Source organism: Glutamicibacter sp. BS14, from assembly GCF_056934375.1.
This window is the reverse complement of sequence record NZ_CM167801.1, coordinates 3,108,581-3,130,099: the sequence shown is the minus strand read 5'-3', so window position 1 is coordinate 3,130,099 and position 21,519 is coordinate 3,108,581. Positions and strand designations below refer to the sequence as shown.

General features: G+C 62.7%; 19 protein-coding genes, 1 rRNA gene and 1 pseudogene. 13 read left to right on the top strand and 8 right to left on the bottom strand.

Annotation, left to right across the window (positions count from 1 at the left end; all coding sequences use genetic code 11):
• Window positions 1-142 precede the first annotated feature (142 nt).
• From rrf to AC1Z36_RS14760, 12 genes and pseudogenes are all read left to right on the top strand, one after another.
• A 5S ribosomal RNA gene (gene rrf / locus AC1Z36_RS14815) occupies window positions 143-259 on the top strand.
• A 390-nt stretch (window positions 260-649) separates the two neighbouring features.
• Window positions 650-1,492, top strand: a pseudogene (locus AC1Z36_RS14810) (hypothetical protein); the annotation flags it as partial.
• Between the two features lie 318 nt (window positions 1,493-1,810).
• Window positions 1,811-2,677 (top strand): tetratricopeptide repeat protein, encoded by an 867-nt coding sequence (locus AC1Z36_RS14805; RefSeq protein WP_105659023.1) that lies wholly within the window; start codon window positions 1,811-1,813, stop codon window positions 2,675-2,677.
• A 48-nt stretch (window positions 2,678-2,725) separates the two neighbouring features.
• Window positions 2,726-3,733, top strand: coding sequence for an HAD-IIA family hydrolase (locus tag AC1Z36_RS14800; RefSeq protein ID WP_105659024.1), 1,008 nt, complete (start codon window positions 2,726-2,728; stop codon window positions 3,731-3,733).
• Window positions 3,734-3,735: 2 nt separating this feature from the next.
• Window positions 3,736-3,909 (top strand): hypothetical protein, encoded by a 174-nt coding sequence (locus AC1Z36_RS14795; protein WP_388063492.1) that lies wholly within the window; start codon window positions 3,736-3,738, stop codon window positions 3,907-3,909.
• Entirely contained in the window at window positions 3,906-4,694 is a 789-nt protein-coding gene (locus AC1Z36_RS14790; protein ID WP_105659025.1) for a TlyA family RNA methyltransferase, read from the top strand. The genes AC1Z36_RS14795 and AC1Z36_RS14790 overlap by 4 nt, the downstream gene beginning before the upstream one ends.
• A gap of 74 nt (window positions 4,695-4,768) precedes the next feature.
• On the top strand, window positions 4,769-5,794 hold the full coding sequence (locus tag AC1Z36_RS14785; RefSeq protein WP_105659026.1) for an NAD kinase: 1,026 nt from the start codon (window positions 4,769-4,771) through the stop codon (window positions 5,792-5,794).
• Window positions 5,795-5,911: 117 nt separating this feature from the next.
• Window positions 5,912-7,666 (top strand): DNA repair protein RecN, encoded by a 1,755-nt coding sequence (gene recN, locus AC1Z36_RS14780; RefSeq protein ID WP_483561424.1) that lies wholly within the window; start codon window positions 5,912-5,914, stop codon window positions 7,664-7,666.
• A 107-nt stretch (window positions 7,667-7,773) separates the two neighbouring features.
• A complete protein-coding gene (locus tag AC1Z36_RS14775) occupies window positions 7,774-9,453 on the top strand; it encodes a CTP synthase (protein ID WP_332487349.1) in 1,680 nt (559 codons plus the stop codon).
• Window positions 9,454-9,573: 120 nt separating this feature from the next.
• On the top strand, window positions 9,574-10,218 hold the full coding sequence (locus AC1Z36_RS14770) for an NUDIX domain-containing protein (protein WP_105659029.1): 645 nt from the start codon (window positions 9,574-9,576) through the stop codon (window positions 10,216-10,218).
• On the top strand, window positions 10,215-11,138 hold the full coding sequence (gene xerD, locus AC1Z36_RS14765) for a site-specific tyrosine recombinase XerD (protein WP_483561423.1): 924 nt from the start codon (window positions 10,215-10,217) through the stop codon (window positions 11,136-11,138). The genes AC1Z36_RS14770 and xerD overlap by 4 nt, the downstream gene beginning before the upstream one ends.
• Window positions 11,138-11,644 carry an 8-oxo-dGTP diphosphatase gene (locus AC1Z36_RS14760; RefSeq protein ID WP_483561422.1) on the top strand — a complete coding sequence of 169 codons (507 nt, stop codon included), beginning with the start codon at window positions 11,138-11,140 and terminating at the stop codon, window positions 11,642-11,644. The genes xerD and AC1Z36_RS14760 overlap by 1 nt, the downstream gene beginning before the upstream one ends.
• Before the next feature lie 14 nt (window positions 11,645-11,658).
• On the opposite strand, the gene AC1Z36_RS14755 is transcribed toward AC1Z36_RS14760, so the two are convergent.
• The 6 genes from AC1Z36_RS14755 to AC1Z36_RS14730 form a co-directional block, all read right to left on the bottom strand.
• Window positions 11,659-11,871: a helix-turn-helix domain-containing protein gene (locus tag AC1Z36_RS14755; RefSeq protein ID WP_105659032.1), complete on the bottom strand. Its 213-nt coding sequence runs from the start codon at window positions 11,869-11,871 to the stop codon at window positions 11,659-11,661.
• The gene (locus AC1Z36_RS14750; RefSeq protein ID WP_483561421.1) at window positions 11,871-12,368 is read right to left on the bottom strand and encodes a DUF2975 domain-containing protein; all 498 of its coding nucleotides are present in this window, start codon (window positions 12,366-12,368) and stop codon (window positions 11,871-11,873) included. Before AC1Z36_RS14750 ends, AC1Z36_RS14755 begins: the two co-directional genes overlap by 1 nt.
• Before the next feature lie 178 nt (window positions 12,369-12,546).
• Entirely contained in the window at window positions 12,547-13,686 is a 1,140-nt protein-coding gene (locus tag AC1Z36_RS14745; protein WP_332487340.1) for a bifunctional 2-methylcitrate synthase/citrate synthase, read from the bottom strand.
• 95 nt (window positions 13,687-13,781) lie between these two features.
• Entirely contained in the window at window positions 13,782-14,711 is a 930-nt protein-coding gene (gene prpB / locus AC1Z36_RS14740) for a methylisocitrate lyase (RefSeq protein ID WP_400343243.1), read from the bottom strand.
• Window position 14,712: 1 nt separating this feature from the next.
• Window positions 14,713-16,230: an MmgE/PrpD family protein gene (locus AC1Z36_RS14735; RefSeq protein ID WP_483561420.1), complete on the bottom strand. Its 1,518-nt coding sequence runs from the start codon at window positions 16,228-16,230 to the stop codon at window positions 14,713-14,715.
• Window positions 16,227-16,880 (bottom strand): GntR family transcriptional regulator, encoded by a 654-nt coding sequence (locus AC1Z36_RS14730; RefSeq protein WP_400290604.1) that lies wholly within the window; start codon window positions 16,878-16,880, stop codon window positions 16,227-16,229. Before AC1Z36_RS14730 ends, AC1Z36_RS14735 begins: the two co-directional genes overlap by 4 nt.
• Window positions 16,881-17,068: 188 nt before the next feature.
• Here AC1Z36_RS14730 and AC1Z36_RS14725 point away from each other — a divergent pair, with 188 nt between their 5' ends.
• Entirely contained in the window at window positions 17,069-18,985 is a 1,917-nt protein-coding gene (locus AC1Z36_RS14725; protein WP_483561419.1) for an AMP-binding protein, read from the top strand.
• Between the two features lie 13 nt (window positions 18,986-18,998).
• On the opposite strand, the gene AC1Z36_RS14720 is transcribed toward AC1Z36_RS14725, so the two are convergent.
• Together AC1Z36_RS14720 and AC1Z36_RS14715 are read right to left on the bottom strand one after the other, a co-directional pair.
• Window positions 18,999-19,748, bottom strand: a complete 750-nt coding sequence (locus AC1Z36_RS14720; protein ID WP_105659039.1) for a response regulator — start codon at window positions 19,746-19,748, stop codon at window positions 18,999-19,001.
• Between the two features lie 14 nt (window positions 19,749-19,762).
• Window positions 19,763-21,460, bottom strand: coding sequence for a sensor histidine kinase (locus AC1Z36_RS14715; protein WP_332498099.1), 1,698 nt, complete (start codon window positions 21,458-21,460; stop codon window positions 19,763-19,765).
• Window positions 21,461-21,519 lie beyond the last annotated feature (59 nt).

The window sequence follows — 21,519 nt, the reverse complement described above, 5'->3', positions numbered from 1 at the left end:
GATGATTTCAATGCTGTTCGCGTTCACTATGCGGTTACGAGACAACAACCTCTAACCAGCAAATGCAAGATGAGTTACAAGACTTTGTAGCACCGGAAAACATTGACCAGGAAACGTTTTGGTTTGTGTGCTTCGTGATTGTTACGGCGGTCATAGCGTGGGGGAAACGCCCGGTCCCATACCGAACCCGGAAGCTAAGGCCCACTGCGCCGATGGTACTGCACTCGTGAGGGTGTGGGAGAGTAGGTCACCGCCGGACTTAACTTGAGTAGATGGTTTGAGGCCCTGGTACCGTTTGGTGCCGGGGCCTCACCTGTTTAACCCGTCCCCTGGTAATCGACTTGCTACAGCCTATGGGTTCAGTTTCATGCTGGGCCCTTTTTGTCGTTAACCCCTTTTAGAAGAGTTGAATCTATCAAGGGGCTTCGATCGGCTACGCATGCGTCGATGGCTGGGGGACAACCTTAGGGCCGCCACTGAGTGTCTTGCCACATTGGACCCGTTTCCCTATGGTATGACTCGTGCCTCCCGTAGACTTGAATTTAGATGTACATGCCTCGAGGGCATGCTGAATAGTTAATAGTGAAGTGATTTGCAAAGGCAAACACGAAGGTTGCGGTATTGAGATAGCCGCTGAAGGGGACATTAGATGTCTAACGAATTCCGCCGTAACTCCGACAACGGACGAGGCGACTTCCGGAACTCAGATTCAAACCGCAACAACTCCCGCGATGGCTTCAAGCGTCGCGACGACCGTAGTGATTTCAAGCGCACCGACGATAACCGTGGTGGCTTCCGCGGTGACCGTAATGCTGACCGCGGCGGTGACTTCAAGCGCGACGACAACCGTGGTGGTGGCTTCAAGCGTGATGACAACCGTGGTGGTGGCTTCAAGCGTGACGATAACCGCGGTGGCGGTTTCCGCAATGATGACCGTGGTGGTTTCCGCGGCGAGCGTCGCGATGACAACCGTGGCGGTGGCTTCCGCAATGATGACCGTGGTGGTTTCCGTGGCGGTGGCTTCAAGCGTGATGACAACCGTGGCGGTGGCTTCAAGCGTGATGACAACCGTGGCGGTGGCTTCAAGCGTGACGACAACCGCGGTGGCGGCTTCAAGCGTGACGACAACCGTGGCGGTGGCTTCAAGCGTGACGACAACCGTGGCGGTGGCTTCAAGCGTGATGACAACCGTGGCGGTGGCTTCAAGCGTGACGACAACCGCGGTGGCGGCTTCAAGCGTGACGACAACCGTGGCGGTGGCTTCAAGCGTGACGACAACCGTGGCGGTGGCTTCAAGCGTGATGACAACCGCGGTGGCGGTTTCCGCAATGATGACCGTGGCGGCTTCAAGCGTGATGACAACCGCGGTGGCGGCTTCAAGCGTGATGACAACCGCGGTGGCGGTTTCCGCAATGATGACCGTGGCGGCTTCAAGCGTGACGACAACCGCGGTGGCGGTTTCCGCAATGAAGACCGTGGTGGTTTCCGCGGCGAGCGTCGCGATGACAACCGTGGCGGTGGCTTCAAGCGTGATGACAACCGTGGTGGCGGTTTCCGCAATGACGACCGTGGCGGCTTCAAGCGTGATGACAACCGTGGCGGTGGCTTCAAGCGTGATGACAACCGTGATGGTGGCTTCAAGCGTGCCGACGACCGTCGCTCGAAGGGTGAGTACCCAGCACGTGAAGACCGCTTTGCTGATAAGCGCGGTGACGCACCGCGCGCACATAATCCTGGCGATCTTCGCATCTCGAACCGTGCCGATCGTGAACAGTCCCCAGATATCGATGAGGATGTTACCGGTAAGGAGTTGGACCGCGTAGCACGCGCCCAGCTGCGTTACCTCGAAGAGCGCTCGGCAAGCTGGGTCGCAAAGCACCTGGTGATGGCTGGCCGCCTGCTGGAAGACGACCCAGAGCTGGCATACGAGCACACCCTGGCAGCATCGCGCCGCGGCGGCCGTGTCGCGGTGGTTCGCGAGGCCGTTGGCATCGCTGCCTACCACGCTGGCAAGTACGCCGATGCACTGCGCGAACTGCGTACCCACCGTCGTATTTCCGGTTCGGACTACAACCTGCCATTGATCGCTGACTCGCTGCGTGGCCTGGGCCGCCCAGAGAAGGCAATCGAGCTCGCCCAGTCCGAGGAATGCGCCAATCTGGAAAGCGCCGTCAAGGTTGAAATGCAGATGGTTGCTGCCGGTTCGTATGGTGACTTGGGCAAGCTGGATAAGGCACTGGCTGAGCTGGAGTCGCTGGAACAGCTGAACTTCAACCGTGCCTTCTCCTTCAGCCCACGTTTGTTCACTGCCTACGCTGATCTGCTGTCGGCTGCCGGCCGTGCAGAAGACGCGAAGCGCTGGAACGCTCAGGTCGAGGTTGCAGAAAGCGCCCTGGGCATCGAGCGTGAAACCGAATCCTTCATCATGGACCTGGCTCCGGAGATGGATGAGGAAGAGGAAACCCCACGCGCCAAGGATCTGATCGAGCCTTCGGAAGCTGAAGAAGCAGATGCCGACGCCGAGGCTGAAGAAGCAGATGCAGAAGCCGAGGCCGAAGAAGCAGAAGAGGCAGAAGCCGAGCAGACCGGCATCGACGAGGAAGATGACCTGAACGAAGTCATCGAATCCGACACGGAAGCTGGCGAAGCTGACGTGGAAGAAGAATCGGCGAAGTAAGCTTTGGCGTAGTAGCCAAACACCTCAAGTAGTAGGAACCACCACCGAATGCTGATTTCCGGATTTGATTCCGTCCTCTCCGACTTGGACGGCGTCGTCTATGCTGGCCCGAACGCCATTGACGACGCCGTGGAGTCGCTGAACACCCTCGCAGAAGTGAATGTCACCTTGGCGTTCATTACCAACAATGCTGGGCGTTCGCCGATGTCCGTCGCGGCCCACCTGCGCCAGCTGGGCGTGAAAACCAGCGCTGAGCAGGTTTTCGGTTCTGCCGACGCCGGTGCGGAGATGCTGGCCCGCGAATTGAATCCGGGATCCAAGGTTTTGGTGGTGGGTTCCCCCTACCTGCGCGAATGCATTGCCGTGCGCGGGTTGGAAGTCGTCGAATCCCATAAGGAAGAACCCGTAGCGGTGATCCAGGGGTTCGACCCGGACATCTCGTGGAAGAACCTGGCCGAGGCCAGCTACGCGATCAATCACGGTGCCCAATGGGTTGCCACCAACACCGACCTGACGATTCCGCGCGCCGAGGGCCTGGCCCCGGGCAACGGATCGCTGGTCAATGCGGTGAAACTGGCCACGAGCGTGGAACCACGCGTGGCGGGCAAACCCGAATCCTACCTGTTCGCTCGGGCCGCGGACCGACTGGATTCCCAGCGCCCGCTGGTCGTCGGCGACCGCCTGGATACCGACATCCTTGGAGGCTTCCGTGCCGGGTTCTCCACCGCGCTGGTGCTGACCGGTGTGGACACTCCGCGCACAGCACTGGGCGCACCGGTCGAGCAGCGCCCCAACTACCTCATCAATTCGATGGCTGATCTGTACCGGCCGTACCCGACCATCAAGGTACTGGGCTACGGCGTGCAGGTCGGCGACGCGGTTGCCAAGGTCGATAACGGCGCGATCGAAGTCTCGGGCAGCGACCAGGACCTGAATGCCTGGCGCGCCGCCTGCCATGCCTGGTGGCTGGCCCATCCGCGCCAGTCGGGGCACGAAGAACCGGAAATCCGGTTTACCGAACGCGGGCTCGATGCCCTGCGCAAGATCCGGGGCTAAGCATGCAGCCGCAGAATCCTCTTCCGAGCCCTGGCCCTCGCGGGCCGGATGATGCAGCAGTGGAGCAGGCGCTGTCTTCCCTGGCCGACCATGACATTACCGAGCATGCCGGAATCTATGAGCAACTGCTCGCCGGCCTGCAGCAAGAACTGAATCGTACGGAGCACGGCGCGTGAATCGCCTGGATCAAGAACTTGTCACCCGTGGGCTGGCGCGCTCGCGCACCGAAGCAGCCAAGCTGATCGATGCCCAGCGGGTGCTGCTGAACGGGCAGGCCGCCACCAAGGCCGCCAAGAAGGTTTCCGCCACCGATGAGCTGGCGCTGGTGCCCAGCGAAGGCGAAGAATACGTCTCCCGTGCCGGGCATAAGCTCGCCGGAGCCCTAGATGCTTTTACGACTATTGACCCCGCTGGCCTGCACTGCCTGGACGCCGGTGCCTCGACCGGCGGCTTCACCGACGTGCTGTTGCGCCGCGGTGCGAAATCTGTGGTCGCAGCCGATGTAGGCCATGGCCAGCTGGTCGACGAGCTGCGCGAAGACCCCCGCGTCACGGTCCACGAAGGACTGAACGTCCGCTATCTGGCCCCCGAAGATATTGGGGGACCAGTCGACCTCGTAGTAGCCGACTTGTCCTTTATTTCGCTGCGCCTGGTGATCGACGCCTTGGCCGGGGCCGCCAAGGACGGCGGCTTCCTGCTGCTGATGGTCAAGCCGCAGTTCGAGGTCGGGCGCGAACACCTGAACCGCACCGGCGTGGTCACCGATCCCGCCCTGCGCCGCAGCTCCGTTGAAGCGGTGGTCGCCAGCGCGCAAGCCGCGGGACTGCACCTGCGCGGGCTGGCACGCAGCCCGCTGCCGGGACAGGACGGCAATGTCGAATTCTTCCTTTGGCTTGCCGCAGGAGAGGATCCACAGCCTGCCGATGTTCCACGCATCGGGCAGGATGTTGACTATTCTTAGTAGTGACGTGTTTTAGCCGTGGTCGATAACCACGGTCATTTTGCACCTCGCGATGCTGAGAGGGGCCGACCGCCTTGCGCCGAATCCTGATTTTCACCCATACCGGACGCCAAGAAGCGATCACCGCGGCCATAGAAACCTGCGCCCTGCTCAACGCCGCCGGAGCTATCCCGGTGATGCGCGGCAAGGACCAGCTGGCGATGACCGAAGCGATCGGCGCGGCTGTGCCTTCGGTGCAGGTGCTCGGCGAGGATTGCCAGATCGAGGACGTCGACATGGGCGTGGTGCTCGGTGGCGATGGCTCCGTGTTGCGTGCCGCGGAATTGGTGCGGGAATCCCCGATGCCGCTGGTGGGGGTAAACCTCGGGCATGTGGGTTTCCTCGCCGAAGCTGAACGCAGCGAACTGGCCTCCACCGTGGAAGCACTGGTCAATGAGACCTACACCGTGGAAGAACGCATGACCATGGAGGTCAAGGTGTGGCTGGACAACGTCTGCCTCGCCGAGACCTGGGCCTTGAACGAGGCCGCGGTGGAAAAGGCCAACCGCGAACGCATGGTCGAGGTCGTGATCGAGGTCGACGGCAGGCCGATCTCCACCTTCGGTTGCGATGGTGTCGTGATGGCCACGCCTACCGGTTCCACCGCGTACTCCTTCTCCGCCGGCGGCCCGGTGGTCTGGCCGGACGTGGCGGCGCTGATCATGGTGCCGATCTCCGCGCACGCACTGTTCGCCAAGCCCTTGGTCATTTCCCCGGATTCGATCATGGCCGTCGAAATGCTGACCCGCACCGATGCCGGGGCCGTGCTCTGGTGCGATGGACGGCGCACCATCGAGCTGCCGCCGGGAGCCCGTGTGGAAGTAACGCGCAGCGACCGCCCGGTGTACATGGCGCGATTGAACACGACGCCGTTTTCCGAGCGCCTGGTCAACAAGTTCGAGCTGCCCATTACCGGTTGGCGCGGACCAGCGAAGGAAGAGGCGCGCCGTCCGGCCACTACGGCACTGCCGGTGATCGGACCAGGCCTGCAAAGCGTCGATCCGCATTACCGCGATGAACCGGGCATTCCCATGGTGGGACGCCCCGAGGACCAGGACTGAATAGCGGCCTCGAAGAAAAACTTTCCACACGCTCGAACATAGTTACGAAAAATAGGGTTAGAACACATATACTAAAAGCGCACGGTACGACTTGAACTCGACATTCGGGAGCAGGCATTGATTCAGGAAATCCAGATATCCAACCTTGGGGTGATCACCGAGGCCACGCTTCCGCTTGGTCCGGGACTCACGGTAGTCACGGGTGAAACCGGCGCTGGCAAGACCATGGTGATCACCGCCTTGTCCCTGCTGCTCGGGCGCCGGGCCGATGCCGGTGCGGTGCGCAACGGCGCCAAGCACGCCCTGGCTGAAGCCGTGGTGCACTTGCCGCCAGATCACCATGTGCTCGATGCCGCAGGCCAAGCAGGCGCATTCATCGAACCAGCAGGGGAGAACAGCGAACTGCTGCTTTCACGCTCGCTCTCGGCCCAAGGCCGTTCACGCACCACCATCGGCGGACGCAGCGCCCCTGTCGGCCTGCTGGCCGAGCTGGGGCACGATCTGGTGGCCGTCCATGGCCAGTCGGACCAGATTCGCCTGAAAGAGCCGGTAGCCCAACGCGATGCCCTGGACCGCTTTGCTGGCAGCTCGCTGTCGCGCACGCTAAGCAACTACCAGCGAGCCTACCGCCAGTGGCGATCGGCTTCCAAGGAGCTGGCGGGGCTCAAAACCGAATCGCGCAACCGTGTTCGCGAAGCAGAGAACTTGCGCCTGGCGCTGGACGAGATCGATTCCCTGGATCCGCAGCCGGGCGAGGACGAAGCCTTGCGCGAGCAATCCATGAAGCTGGGCAATGTCGAGTCCCTGCGCACCGCCGGCCGGCAGGCGCAAGCCGTCATCGACTCGGAGGATTTCGAGAACCCGGGCGTTACCACCCTGGTGGAGACCGCCCGCGGCGTGCTGGCCCAGGCCAGTGACGATGACACTGCGCTGGCCGCCTTCGCGGAGCGGGCAGCGGAACTGGGCATTCTCGCCTCGGAACTCTCCAATGATCTTGCCGCCTACGTTGCCGACCTCGATGAAGAAGGCCCGGAGCGCTTGGCGCAGATTGAAGCCCGCCGTGCCGATTTGAGCAAGCTCATGCGCAAGTATGCACCGAGCATTGATCAGGTGCTCGCCTGGGCTGCCGAATCCCGTACCCGTCTGGAAGAACTCGGTGGGGATGACTCGCGCATCGAGGAGCTGGAAACAGAAGTCGTTGAATTGGAGCACAAGGTGGCCTCGCTGGCCTCGGACCTCTCCGACGCGCGCCGCAAGGCTGCCAAGAAACTCTCCGCGCAGGTTTCAGCCGAGCTCAAGGCCCTGGCGATGCCGGATGCCAAGCTCGTCATCGAGGTGAAGGAACTGGAAGAACCAGGTGCCTTCGGCCAGGACGCGATTTCCATGCTGCTGGCCCCGCATGCCGGAGCCTCGCCGCGACCGCTGGGCAAGGGTGCCAGCGGCGGCGAGCTCTCCCGCGTCATGCTGGCCATTGAAGTCGTCCTAGCGGCGGTCGACCCGGTGCCGACCTTCGTCTTTGACGAGGTGGACCAGGGCGTGGGTGGCAAAGCGGCGGTGGCCATTGGCGAGCGCCTGGCGATGCTGGCAAAGCATGTGCAGGTCATCGTCGTGACCCACCTGCCCCAGGTGGCCGCCTATGCGGATCGGCACATTCGTGTGATCAAGAATTCAGATGCCAAGTCGAAGGCGGGAGCTGGCTACACTGCCAGCGATGTCATCAGCTTGGATCAGGAAGCCCGCGTCAAGGAACTTGCGCGCATGCTCGCCGGCCAAGAGGAATCCGGCACGGCGCAGGCGCATGCTGAGGAGTTGCTTGAAGAAGCGCAGAACCTAGTGTCATCGCTCACCTCCAAGAAAATGGCGAAAGCCTAAAAGTCTTGGTGAGCCCCTGAATTACGGCAATGCTAGGGCATTGGCCGGAGGTGCACTAGAGTCTTATGAGGATGCGAAATATTGGAATGGTGATAGGATGAAATCCCGTGGTGCAGCGTAATTCAACTCGTGATTCTCGGTCGTCTGAAACGACAAAGCATATCTTCGTCACCGGCGGTGTGGCCTCTTCCCTGGGTAAGGGATTGACGGCATCCAGCCTTGGACATCTACTTCGAGCTCGTGGTCTCTCAGTGACCATGCAGAAGCTCGACCCGTACCTGAACGTCGATCCAGGTACTATGAACCCCTTCCAGCACGGTGAAGTCTTCGTTACTGACGATGGCGCAGAAACCGATCTGGATATCGGACACTATGAGCGTTTCCTGGATGAGAACCTTCCGGGTACCGCCAACGTGACCACCGGACAGGTCTACTCGACCGTTCTTGAACGCGAACGTCGCGGTGAATACCTCGGCGATACCGTTCAGGTCATCCCTCACATCACCGATGAGATCAAGCGTCGTATGCGCTTGGCAGCAACCGAACCAGGGGCCGGCAAGTCGGCACCTGACGTGATCATCACCGAAATCGGTGGCACCGTCGGCGATATCGAATCCCAGCCATTCCTCGAAGCAGCACGCCAGGTCCGCCAGGACATCGGCCGCAAGAACGCATTCTTCGTACACGTTTCCCTGGTTCCATTCATCGGCCCAAGCCATGAACTGAAGACCAAGCCTACCCAGCACTCCGTTGCCGCTTTGCGTTCGATCGGTATCCAGCCAGATTCGCTGGTAATCCGCTCGGACCGTCCAATCCCGGCAGAAATGCGCGCCAAGCTCGGCCGTACCTGCGATGTGGACACCGAAGCAGTGATCAACTGCGCCGATGCTCCAAGCATCTACGACATCCCAAAGGTCATCCACTCCCAGGGCCTGGACGCTTACATCGTCCAGACCTTGGAGATGAAGTTCCGCGACGTCGACTGGGCTTCATGGGATCGCTTGCTCGAAGTCGTGCACAACCCCGCAACCGAGCTGACCGTAGCTTTGGTGGGCAAGTACATCGATCTGCCCGACGCCTACCTGTCGGTCACCGAAGCTCTGCGTGCCGGCGGGTTCGCAAACAACGCCAAGGTCAACATCCGCTGGGTACCAGCAGATGACTGCGCTACCGAAGCAGGGGCCGCCAAGGCGCTTGAGGGTGCAGAGGCAATCTGCGTCCCCGGTGGCTTCGGCATCCGCGGTCTGGAAGGCAAGCTGGGCGCGCTGCGCTTCGCTCGCGAAAACAAGCTGCCAACCCTGGGCCTGTGCCTGGGACTGCAGTCGATGGTCATCGAATACGCCCGCAACATGGCTGGCCTCACCGATGCATCGTCCACCGAATTCGATCCTGAAACCTCGACCCCGGTCATCGCGACCATGGAAGAGCAGCTGGACATCGTTGAAGGCAAGGGCGACCTGGGCGGCACCATGCGTTTGGGCCTGTACGACGCAAAGCTGCTTGAGGGATCGGTTCTGGCTGAGACCTACGGCAAGACCGAGGTTGCGGAGCGCCATCGCCACCGCTACGAGGTCAACAACTCGTACCGCGCGCAGCTCGAAGAGGCTGGCCTGGTCTTCGCTGGCACCTCGCCAGATGGCAACCTGGTCGAGTTCGTTGAACTGCCAAGGGAAGTACACCCGTACTACGTTTCAACGCAGGCTCACCCTGAGCTCTCCAGCCGCCCGACTCGCCCGCACCCGCTGTTTGCAGGTCTGGTCGAGGCAGCTCTGGAGCTGCGCAAATAAGTAATACAGCTTGCCGGAGGTAAAACTCTGAAGGCACTGCGCGCCGGTCGTTACTGACCGGCGCGTAGCTGTTTAAGCTGGAAAATACCGACCAGCTTTTTCTACCGAAGGACGATCCTCGTGCCGCTGCATCCTATAGCCGATGAATTCTCACCACGTGAATTGCTGAACCGTGAAACCGTGTACGAGGGACGGATCTGGGACGTCATCCATGACACGGTGAAGCTCTCCGAATCCGGGGCGACCATTGAACGCGATTACATCAACCACCCCGGTGCTGTATGCGTTCTGGTCATGGATGCTGAAGAACGCATCTTGATGGTCAACCAGTACCGCCACCCGGTAGGCATGCGGCTGTGGGAAATCCCTGCCGGGCTGCTCGATGTGGCTGGAGAACCACCTTTGGAAGCTGCCAAGCGCGAATTATGGGAAGAAGCGGATCGTACCGCCGAGCACTGGTCGATCCTCACCGATGTCTTCTTGAGCCCGGGCTCCTCGGCCGAGGCAGTGCGAGTCTACCTCGCGCGCGATGCGAAACTGGTTGCCGCCGATCAGCGCCATGAGCGTACCGAGGAGGAAGCTGAAATGATCAGCACCTGGGTGCCGCTGGAGGAAGCCGTCGCAGCCGTGCTGGCAGGCAAGATTCATAACCCCACCGCGACAATCGCGATCCTTGCCGCTCATGCAGCCCGTACCAGCAAGTACTTGGACCTGCGCGATGCGAACGAGCCATTCGATGTGCACCCATACCTGCGCGAAGGATGAGCGGCCACTTCGAGACCCCGCTCAAGCGCTACCTGCAGCATCTGGCGATCGAGCGCGGGCTGGCCGAGAATACACTGGCTTCCTACCGGAGGGATCTGCTTCGCTACGTTGAAGCGCTGCAGGCAGCCGGCGTAGCACAACCGCAGCAGATTACCGAGCTGGCCATCAGCGGCTACCTTCAGGATCTATCCCGCGGGGACCAAGAGCATAAGCCGTTGAGCGCCCGCTCCGTCGCTCGCCATTCGGTAGCCATCCGCCAACTGCACAAGTACTGGGAGCTCGAAGGGATTTGCGCGCCTAACCCGGCCCGCGAGATCCAGCCTCCGGCTATCGGGCAATCCCTGCCCAAAGCGATCTCCATCGACCTTGTTACCAGGATCCTCGAATCGGTGAGCATCGAAACTCCTGCCGGGCTGAGGGATCGCGCGATTCTGGAATTCTTGTACTCCACCGGTGCGCGCATTTCCGAAGTCGTTGACCTGGACGTCGATGACCTGCACTTTGCCGACGATGCGGTGGTGCGCTTGTTCGGCAAGGGATCCAAGGAGCGGGTCGTTCCGGTGGGCGGTTATGCCCAGCGTGCGGTGAGCGATTATCTGGTGCGTGCCCGTCCCGGGCTAGCCGCCAAGGGCAAGGGAACTCCAGCGTTGTTCCTGAACCAGCGCGGGGGACGGCTTTCCCGCCAATCGGTGTGGCTGTTGCTTTCGAAGGCCGCTGAGCGCGCCGGGGTTTCCACCGAGGTCTCTCCGCATACGCTGCGCCACTCCTTCGCCACTCATTTGCTGGAGGGCGGCGCGGATGTGCGGGTGGTCCAGGAGCTGCTGGGACATGCATCGGTCACCACCACGCAGATCTACACCAAGGTCACCGTGGATTCGCTGCGTGAGGCCTACCAGCTGGCCCACCCGAGGGTGAACTAGTGGTCGCCGGCCACCAGGTGCGTTCTGCCAAGCAGGTAGCCCTCGTGGCGCTGCTGCAGGAGCGCGAAGGACGGCTGCACGTGTTGCTCGGACGCAAGCGTCGCGGATTCGGCAAGGGCACTATCGTGTTGCCCGGCGGCAAGATCGAGCAGGGAGAGAGCGCGCGGCAAGCGGCCATCCGGGAATTCTCGGAGGAAACCGGACTGCTTCTCGCTCCGGAGGAGCTGGAGCCTGCGGCGCAGGTCAATTTCCGGTTCCCCGCCCAGCCGGCAGCCGACATGGAATGCGCCACCTTCATAGCCCGGAAGGCATCGGGCCAGCTGCACATCACCGAGGAGCTCGAGCCGCTGTGGGCCGATCCGGCGGCCTTGCCCTTGGAGCAGATGTGGCAGGATTCCCCGTTGTGGCTGCCGCAACTCGTAGCCGGCGGGAAATTTACCGTCGAGATCGTGCTGGCGCAGGACAACACCTCGGTGCAGAGCATCAGCTTCGAGAACTGGGACTAGCCAGCGAGCTGCATCTAGTCCTGTTCGGTTTCGAAGATCAAGAGGTCGCCGGGCTGGCATTCCAATTCCCGGCAGAGGGCTTCAAGGGTGCTGAAACGTACGGCCTTGGCGCGCCCGTTCTTGAGCACCGCGAGGTTGGCCGGGGTGATGCCGATGCGTTCGGCCAACTCGCCGACGGCCATTTTGCGGCGGGCCAGCATCACGTCTATATCTACGCGGATTCCCATTAGATCACGCCGCCCAGTTCGGTACGGAGCGCATCGGCTTGGGCTTCGGTCATCGCCGCTTGTGCGAGCAACTGCCGCAGTACGAGCACGATGATGCTGATGCCGATCATCAGCACTCCGGCTCCACCAACAAGAAGCACGACTCCGGGTGCAATTTCCGTGCTGGCGGCGAAGATCGCTCCGAGGGCAAAAGTGGATAGGGCGCCGATCGTGAAGGCAATGATGATCGGTGTTACATAGCCCAGGGAAGCGGGATCGAAAACGGTGCCGCGTTTAACTCTCGTGGCTAGTTTCCACACGCTGTAGACGCAGGTTTCAATGATGAGACCGGCGAGAAGCAAGTAGCCGAGGAAAGAGGCTTGAAAGAACTTGTCGGTGCCGTTGCTCGGCGACTCGTGGATCAAGATCATCGGGATCATGAACACCTGCACAAAAAGCGTGCCGGCCAGGATCACGGCCAGAACTACCTTCAAACCGATAATGCTGAATTTTCCCATGGCAGTAGACCTTATCGTTCTTCGGAATGTATCTATCGTTAAACGATAGGACCATTGGCCTGGGACTGCAACTTTGGGCAACGATGGCAAGCCGATGCCGTCCCGCAGCTGGCACGGCAATGGCCACGGGCTGGCACGGCTGTGCCATACCCGCGGCCTATGCCGTGAGTCGAAGTGTCTACAGCGAGCGCTGCTCCACGCCGTTGTAGGCCGAAAGCGGGCGGATCAGCGCATTGGCTGCGCGCTGCTCGAAGATGTGGCTGGTCCAGCCGGTGATGCGTGCCGCGATGAAGATCGGGGTGAACATCTCGGTGTCGAAGCCCATCAGATGATAGGTAGGGCCGGCCGGGTAGTCGAGGTTCGGCTTGATGGACTTGGCCTCGTCCATGGCTGCCTCCAGGCCGTCGTACAAGCCCAGCATCTCATGGCGGCCGTAGTGCTCGATCATGCGATCAAGCGCGGCCTTCATGGTTGGCACGCGGGAGTCGCCGTGCTTGTAGACGCGGTGGCCGAAGCCCATGACCTTCTTCTTGGCGGCCAGCGCCTCTTCCATCCACGCCTTGGCGCGCTTGGCGGCATCCTCGCGGGATTCTTCCTTGTCGATGCCGATCTCGTTGAAGGTATGCATGACAGCTTCGTTGGCGCCGCCGTGCAGGGGGCCCTTCAGTGCGCCGATCGCCCCGGTGACGGCCGAGTGCAGGTCGGAGAGGGTCGAGGTGATCACGCGGGCGGTGAAGGTCGAAGCGTTGAAGGAGTGCTCGGCATAGAGCACCATCGATACGCGGAACGCGTCGACAACCTCGGGGGCTGCTTCTTCGCCGAAGGCCATCCACAGGAAGTTCGAGGAGTAATCCAGATCTCCGCGCGGTGCTACCGCGTCCTGGCCGCGGCGGCGGCGCTGGTCGTAGGCAACCACTGCGGGGAAGGCCGCGAACAGCTCTTTGGCCTTGAGCAGCTCTGCCTCGGGGGAGGAGTTCTCGGCCTCGGGGTGGTTGGCGCCGATTACCGAGACGGCGGTACGGCCCACATCCATGGGATGGCAGTCAGCTGGAAGCAGGTCGATGGCGGCCTTCACCCGCGGGTCCAGCGCGCGGTTGGCCCGCTCGAAAGCACTGAACTCGGTCAGTTCGCTTTGCGTTGGCAGCTCGCCGGTCCAGAGCAGCAAGGCGACCTCTTCGAAGGACTTGTTCGCGGCCAGGTCCTGGACCGGGTAGCCGCGGTAGAGCAGCGAGTTGGTGTCTGGATTGACCTTGGAGACGGCGGTGTAGTCAACGACGACGCCTGCTAGGCCCTTCTTGATTTCCTCGGTGGCAGTCATTCTTGCTCCTCTTCATTGCCGGAGAATAATAATGCTTTGGGTCGCGCCGGCCGGCGGGTGCCGGCCGGCGCAGGGGGTAGTAGGTGCTTGCGAGCCTAGAGGTTCGCGCTGTTGGAATCAATGTCCAGGGTTGGGACCTGGAAGTTGAAGATTCCGGTGTCGAAGCGGTTGTAGGCCTCGTAGTCCACGAGCTCGTACAAACGTGACCTGGTCAACATGCTATCCACTTCACGGGCCTGGGTGCCATCCTCGCTGATGGCATCCAGTACGCGTTCAGCCGCGCCCATGGCGCTGCGCAGCAAGGTGACCGGATAGATGATCAGCGCGACGCCTGCATCGGCCAGTTCCTGGCGGTTGAACAGCTCGGACTTGCCGAACTCGGTCATGTTCGCCAGCACTGGCACGTCTACCGCGTTGCATACTGCCTCGAATTCGGAGACGTTTTTCATCGCCTCCGGGAAGATCGCGTCGGCACCAGCATCGACCATCGCCTTGGCGCGGTCGATCGCCGCATCCAGGCCCTCGACCGCACGGATATCGGTGCGGGCCATGATCAGGAAGTTCTCATCGATGCGAGCATCAGCGGCAGCGGCGATGCGCTTGAGCATGGTCTCGGTGTCCACCACGTTTTTGCCATCCAGGTGCCCGCAACGCTTCGGGTTGAACTGGTCCTCGATGTGGCAGCCGGCCAGGCCGGCGTATTCGAGTTCCTGGATGGTGCGGGCCACATTCATCGGCTCGCCGAATCCGGTATCGGCATCCACGATCGCCGGCAGGTCCGACATGCGCGCGATCTGCCCGGCGCGGGTTGCTACCTCGGTCAGCGAGGTCAGGCCGATATCCGGAAGGCCCAGATCGTTGGCCAGGACCGCGCCGGAGATGTAGATTCCGTCGAACTGCTTCTCGCTGATCAGCTTGGCCGAGAGCGGGTTGAAGGCTCCGGGGAACTGGCGCGCAGCTCCCGGGGTGAGCATCTCGCGCAGCGCAAGGCGCTTTTCTGCGGGGGTTTTGGTTGAGTACAACATGTTAGAACAGGCCCTTCGGTGCGGCCGCGGCGTCGATGACACCCGCTGCGGCGGCGATGTTCAGCTGATCCAATTCGCCGGCGGCCAGGTTTTCCAGGTTCTGGGCGGCCGCGATGAAGCGGTCGATCTCAGCGTCGTCCACCAGGCCGGTGGCCAGGGTGCGGAACTTGTTGATGTACTGCTCGCGGGCGAATGGCCGTGCGCCCAGTGGGTGCGCGTCGGCTACGGCAATTTCATCGGTGATCACGGTGCCATCGTTCAAGGTGATTTCCACCGAGCCGCCGAAAGCCTTCTCCGCGATATCCAGCGAGTGGTAGCGTCGGGTCCATTCGGCATCTTCTTCGGTGGTGACCTTGTTCCACAGATCCACGGTGTCGGCGCGGCCGGCACGCTCTGGCGAGTACGAATCCACGTGGTGCCATGCGCCATCCTGCAGGGCCACGGTGAAGATGTAAGGGATCGAGTGATCCAGGGTCTCGCGCGATGCGGTCGGATCGTACTTCTGCGGGTCGTTCGCTCCGGAGCCGATAACGTAGTGCGTGTGGTGGCTGGTCTTGATCAGCACCGACTTGACGTTCTCCGGGTCGGTGGCCTCCGGGTGCTCGCCGTGCAGCTTGCGGGCCAAATCGATCCAGGCCTGCGCCTGGTACTCGGCCGAGTGCTCCTTGGTGTAGGTGTCCAGGATGGCGCGCTTGGCTTCGCCAGCCTCCGGCAGTGGCACCTCGTAAGCGGCATCCTTGCCGTCAAGCATCCAGGCGATAACGCCGTCTTCGCCTTCGTAGATTGGCACTGGGGAGGTCTGGCCGCGCATCGCGCGGTCGGCAGCCTCGACGGCCATCTTGCCGGCGAAGGCCGGGGCGTGGGCCTTCCAGGTGGAGATTTCACCCTTGCGCGACTGGCGGGTGGCGGTGGTGGTGTGCAGGCCCTGGCCAACGGCCTGGAAGATGGTCTCGACATCCAGTCCCAGCAGGGTGCCGATGCCGGCAGCGGCCGATGGGCCCAGGTGCGCTACGTGGTCGATCTTGTGCTTGTGCAGGCAGATGGCCTTGACCAGGTCCACCTGGATCTCGTAGCCGGTGGCGATGCCGCGGATCAGGTCCTTGCCGGAAGCTCCGGTGTGCTGGGCAACAGCCAGGATCGGCGGGATGTTGTCGCCCGGGTGGGAGTACTCGGCAGCCAGGAAGGTGTCGTGGTAGTCCAATTCGCGCACGGCCACGCCGTTAGCCCATGCGGCCCATTCCGGGGAGACCTTCTCGGAAATGCCGAAGACGCTGGCGCCCGCACCGCCGGTGGATGGGGCGTGGGCCAGTGCCTGGGCACGGGCGGCGACGATCGGGCCGCGGTTCAGCGAAGCGATCGCGACCGAAGCATTATCGATGATGCGGTTGATGATCATGTCGGTCACTTCTGCGGTGACCTCTACCGGATCGGCAGCAACCGTGGCGATCTTATGTGCCAGCTGGTCTTCGCGAGCCAGGTTTTCCTCTGAGCGGTATACGCGTACTGGGTGGTTGATCATGGTAACTGCCTTTCTGATCCGGCCGCGTGGGCCATGATGTGGGTGAAGGATTGGTGCAGGTGAACTGTGGTGGCCGCGGCTGCGACCTCGGGGTTTCCGCTGGCGATCGCTCTCGCGATGGCCGCGTGCTCGGAGGCGGAAGCCTTGAGCCTTTCGGGATTGTCCTTGGCCATGCGCCGCACCCGTTGCAGGTTCACCCGCAAGGTGCGCAGTGCGTTGGACAAGTACTTGTTGCCAGCTGCTTCGTCGATGGACTCGTCCAGCAGCTGCACCAGCTGGTAGTAGGACTCCCGGGATCCGGGAAGTTCCACCTCCGTGACGGCTGCTTCGAAGCGGCCGGCCAGCTGGTTGAAGGCCGATCGCTGCGCGGACTTGGCAGCTTCGCGTGCGCTGGCGCATTCCAATGCCAGGCGCAATACGAACAGGTCTTCCACGTGGTCTTCACTGACCTCGGAGACGACAGCACCGCGTCCGCGATGCTGTACCGCCAAGCCGTCGGCGACCAGTCGGCCCAAGGCCTCGCGCACCGGAGTGCGGGAAACGCCCAGGCGTTCTGACTGTTCCACTTCGGCAAGAACGGTACCTGGAGCCAGCCGCCATTCGACAATGTCGGCGCGGAGGCTCTCGTAAACCTTGTCGCTTGCTCTCATGGCTCCAGTGTATACATGAAACCCGAAAATGTGTGAGTTGCGCCAAATTCTTTTGGTATTTTTTCGAAATCTGTATACAAAGTGGTTGCGGTGATGTGATCGTACTCATACAGTTAACGCCAAGAGGACGACCTCAACCACCACACAGGTGCCGGATGATGATGCCCCGGTGCCAGGAGGAGAGAACCATGGTGCAGGAATACCGCCAGGCCTATGACCAAGCCACCAATGACCCCGCCGCATTCTGGCTGCAAGCTGCCCGGGATATCCATTGGGACAAGGCGCCGCGGATTGCGCTGGATGATTCGCGCAAGCCGCTGTATGGCTGGTTCCCGGATGGCATGCTGAACCTTTCGGCCAATGCGCTGGACCGCCACGTCGAAGCCGGACGCGGAGAGAGCGCCGCCTTGGTCTACGATTCGGCAATGCTGGGCACCGCCACCACCTACTCCTACTCCGAACTGCTGCGCGAAGTGGAAATCTTCGCCGGCGTGCTGGCCGGACGCGGCGTGAAGGCCGGTGACCGCGTGCTGGTCTACCTGCCGATGATCCCGCAGGCGGCCATCGCGATGCTTGCTTGCGCACGCCTGGGTGCAATCCACTCGGTGGTCTTCGGCGGCTTCGCGCCCAAGGAACTGGCGGCCCGCATCACCGACTGCGCCCCGGTCGCGATCATTACCGCCTCCGGCGGCATCGAGCCAAGCCGCCGCATCGAATACCTGCCGGCAGTGGCCGAAGCGCTGGGCCTGGCCGAGCCTGCGGTCAGGGACGTGATCGTTGCCCACCGCGATGGCTTCGAGCACGGCCTGGACGAATACCAGGCAAAGCCGGTCAACGGCCAGCAGATCAATTGGCTGGACTGGGAAGAGCAGGCGAAGACCGCCTCGCCGGCCGGGCCGGTCTCCGTGCCATCCACCCACCCGCTCTACGTGCTCTACACCTCGGGAACCACCGGTGCCCCCAAGGGCGTGGTGCGCGACACCGGCGGCTACGCCACGGCCCTGCAGTACTCCATGAACGCGGTCTACGACGTGCATCCGGGAGACACCATGTTTACCGCCTCCGACGTGGGCTGGGTGGTCGGACACTCCTACATCGTCTATGCGCCGCTGATCGCCGGGGCCACCACGGTGCTCTACGAGGGCAAGCCCATCGGCACTCCGGATGCCGGCGCGTTCGGCCGGATCATCGAGGACCACAAGGTCACCACGATGTTCACCGCGCCGACTGCGCTGCGCGCGGTGCGCAAGGCCGACCCGGAAGGCGCGATGATCGCCAGCCACGATCTGTCATCGCTGCGTGCGCTGTTCGTCGCCGGCGAGCGGCTGGATCCGGATACCTACCACTTCGCCTCGAAGCTGCTGGGCATCCCCGTGGTGGATAACTGGTGGCAGACCGAAACCGGCTGGCCGATCGCGTCCAACCCGCTGGGCCTGGAAGAGCTGTCTGCCAAGGCCGGTTCGCCCACCACCCCGGTACCGGGGTTCGACGTGCAGATCCGCGATGCGCTGGGCGAGCAGCTCGGCGCGAACCAGGAAGGCAACATCGTAGTCCGGCTGCCCTTGCCGCCCGGCGCCTTGACCACCCTGTGGGGCAACGACCAGCGCTTCATCGACACCTACCTTTCGCAGATCCAGGGGTGCTACCTCACCGGCGATTCCGGCTTCCTGGACGACGACGGCTACCTGTTCGTCATGGGGCGAACCGATGACGTGATCAACGTGTCCGGGCACCGCCTGTCCACCGGTGCCATGGAGCAGGTGCTGGCCAGCCATCCCGCCGTGGCCGAATGCGCGGTGATCGGCCTGGCCGACGCGCTCAAGGGCCAGCGGGCCAGCGGCTATGTGGTGCTCAAGTCCGGTGTGCAGATCCAGGAGGAAACGCTGAAGAAGGAAATCGTCGCGCTGGTGCGCCAGCACATCGGTGCGGTGGCCGACTTCCGCGAAGTCACCGTCGTGGCGGCGCTGCCCAAAACCCGTTCGGGCAAGATCCTGCGCAAGACCATGCGGCAGATTGCCGATGGCAAGGAATACTCGGTCCCGTCGACCATCGAGGACACCGCGGTGCTCGACGAGCTGGTGCCGCTGCTGCGTCCCGAAGCCTAGGGGAAACCAGAGCCTAGCTGCGCGAGGCTGCCCGGTATTCGTATTCCGGGCGGCCTCGTGTGCCATGCCGGGGCTGCTTGACCACGGCCTTGACCTCGGCAAGATGCTCCAGATAGCGCCGGGCGGTGACCCGGGAGATGCCCAGCTCTTCTCCGAGCTCGGTCGCTGACAGGCAGGTATCGGGCTTGCTGCGCAGATGGTCGGTGATCTGCGCCAGCGTTTCCGGAATCAGCCCCTTGGGCAGGGACGCGGAAGCGCTGGTGGTGCGCAGGGCCGAGAACGCATTATCCAGCGCGGCCTGGCTGGTATCCGGGCCGGTGGAGCTGATCTCGGAAATGAACCGCCGGTGGTTCTCCAATTTCTCGCTGAACGCCGCGAAGGTGAAGGGCTTGATCAGGTACTGGGTGATTCCGGTGGCTACCGCCGAACGCACCACAGCCAGGTCCCGCACCGCGGTAATGGCGATGATGTCGGTGGTCAGCCCGCGGCCGCGCATGCGCTTGGCGACGTCGATGCCGTGCAGGTCGGGCAGGGTCATATCCAGCAGGACCAGGTCAAAGGGGTCGTGGGCATCGCGGGCCGCGGCCAAGAGCCCGAGCGCCTGCTGGCCGTTGGCGGCAATGGCGCCGGTGGCGAATCCCGGAACGCGGTTGACGTACTTGGCGTGGGAGGCGGCAGTTTGCGGCTCGTCGTCGACCACGAGCACCTTGAAGCTGTGCGAGGCGGTGCCCGGCGGGGGCGTGGCTGCAGGGGATTCGTGCACGGTACCCTCCTGGGCTAGTCGCTGATTCTCAAGGGCAAGGTGACGGTGAAGATTGCGCCGGCATCGTTATCAACACCCATTGTGCCACCTAGCCGCAGCACCGCCTGCTGCACCAGTGCCAGCCCCAGGCCGCGCGGCTGGCCGCCGGCCTTGGTGCTGGCCCCGAAGCGCAGCAGCTGATCGAGGAACTCGGGTTCGATGCCCGGGCCGGAATCGGCCACCGCGATGATCAGCTCGTCATCGGCCGCGGCCACTTCCACCCACACCGTCGCGTCCTGGGTGCCCGCCGAAGCATCCAGCGCGTTATCCAGCAGGTTGCCGACGATGGTGACGATGTCGGTGGCGGCAAAGGCATTGCCCGGAATCATGCCCTGCGCGTTGATATCGAGCTTCACGCCGCGCTCATGGGCTTGGGCGGCCTTGGCCACCAGCAGGCTGGAAAGATAGACGTCGTCGATGGAATGCACGATCGCATCGGTGAGCTTCTGCGAATGCTGGCGGTCATCGACCGCGAAGGCCAGCGCCTTGTCGCTCTGGCCATTTTCGATCAGCGTGGCAATGGTGTGCAGGCGGTTGGCATGCTCATGGGTTTGCGCTCGCAGGGCGGTGGAGAAGGTCTTCAGCGATTGCACTTCGCCGGCCAGTTCCTGCACTTCGGTCAAATCGCGCAGCGTCATGACCTGGCCGGTCACCGGCTGGGAACCGAACCAGCGGGCCGGCAGCCCGCCGCGGCGGGGCAATCGCGCGTTGGTCAGGCGGGCCGGGCCCTGGGAAATGGACAGCACGGTGTGGGTGCCCAAATGGATTTCGTCCTTGCAGCTGCGTCCGGTCGCCATCAGGGTGCGCAGGGTTTCGGGGATCTGCACCTGGTCGAGGTCCAATCCGCCGGAAGGCACTTCCTCGGGGAAGCCGAGCAATCTGGAAGCTTCCTGGTTGTAGAGCACGATGCGGTGCCGCCGGTCCAGCAGGACCAGGCCCTCGCGAACCGAGTGCAGGGCCGAGAAGTAGAAGGCGTAGAGCCGGCGCAGCCCGTGCGGGCCGAAGCCGAGCGTGGCCTGGTTGACGTAGCGGGAGAAGGACCATGAGCTGAAACCCGCCAGCAGCAGGGCCAGCGCCGAAACGGTCATGATCTGCGGAAGTTCGCTGCGGTAGATCGACTCCAGGCTCTCCAGCGTGATGCCCGAAGAGACCATCCCCACCAGCTCGCCGTCGTGGTAGACCGGGGCGATGGTGCGCACCGAAAGGCCCAAGGTGCCCGCGGCCACCTCGTTGTGGGTCTGGCCGGCCAGCGCTTGGTTGATGCTTCCCGAATATCCCTTGCCCAGCTGCTCGGGGTCGGGGTGGGTGACGCGCAGGGCATCGGGGGTCATGATCGTAATGAAATCCACGCCTTGCCCGCGGTCCAGGATCTTGTCGGTGTAGGGCTGCAGCTGCTCGGTGGGGTGATCGCCGGCCAGGGCCTGGGACACGAAAGGATCGTTGGCCAGGGTGATGGAAATCGTGGCCACCGTGGCCTGCTTGTCATCCTGGATCACCTGCGCCTGGTGCTGGTAGGTGGCGACCGCCAGGCCCACGACGACGAAGATGACCACCAGCATCTGGGCGGCGAAGATGACTACCGCCAGGGACCAGCCGTCGCGGCTGAGCGGTGCGGGGGAGGCGGCCTCGCGGGTGGGGCGGGCCAGCGACAGGTCGGTGAAATGATCGGTCACTGCGCTCATCTCCTTGTGCTGCCTGGTCCTTGTACTGTTCACCGCGTGACCAATATGAA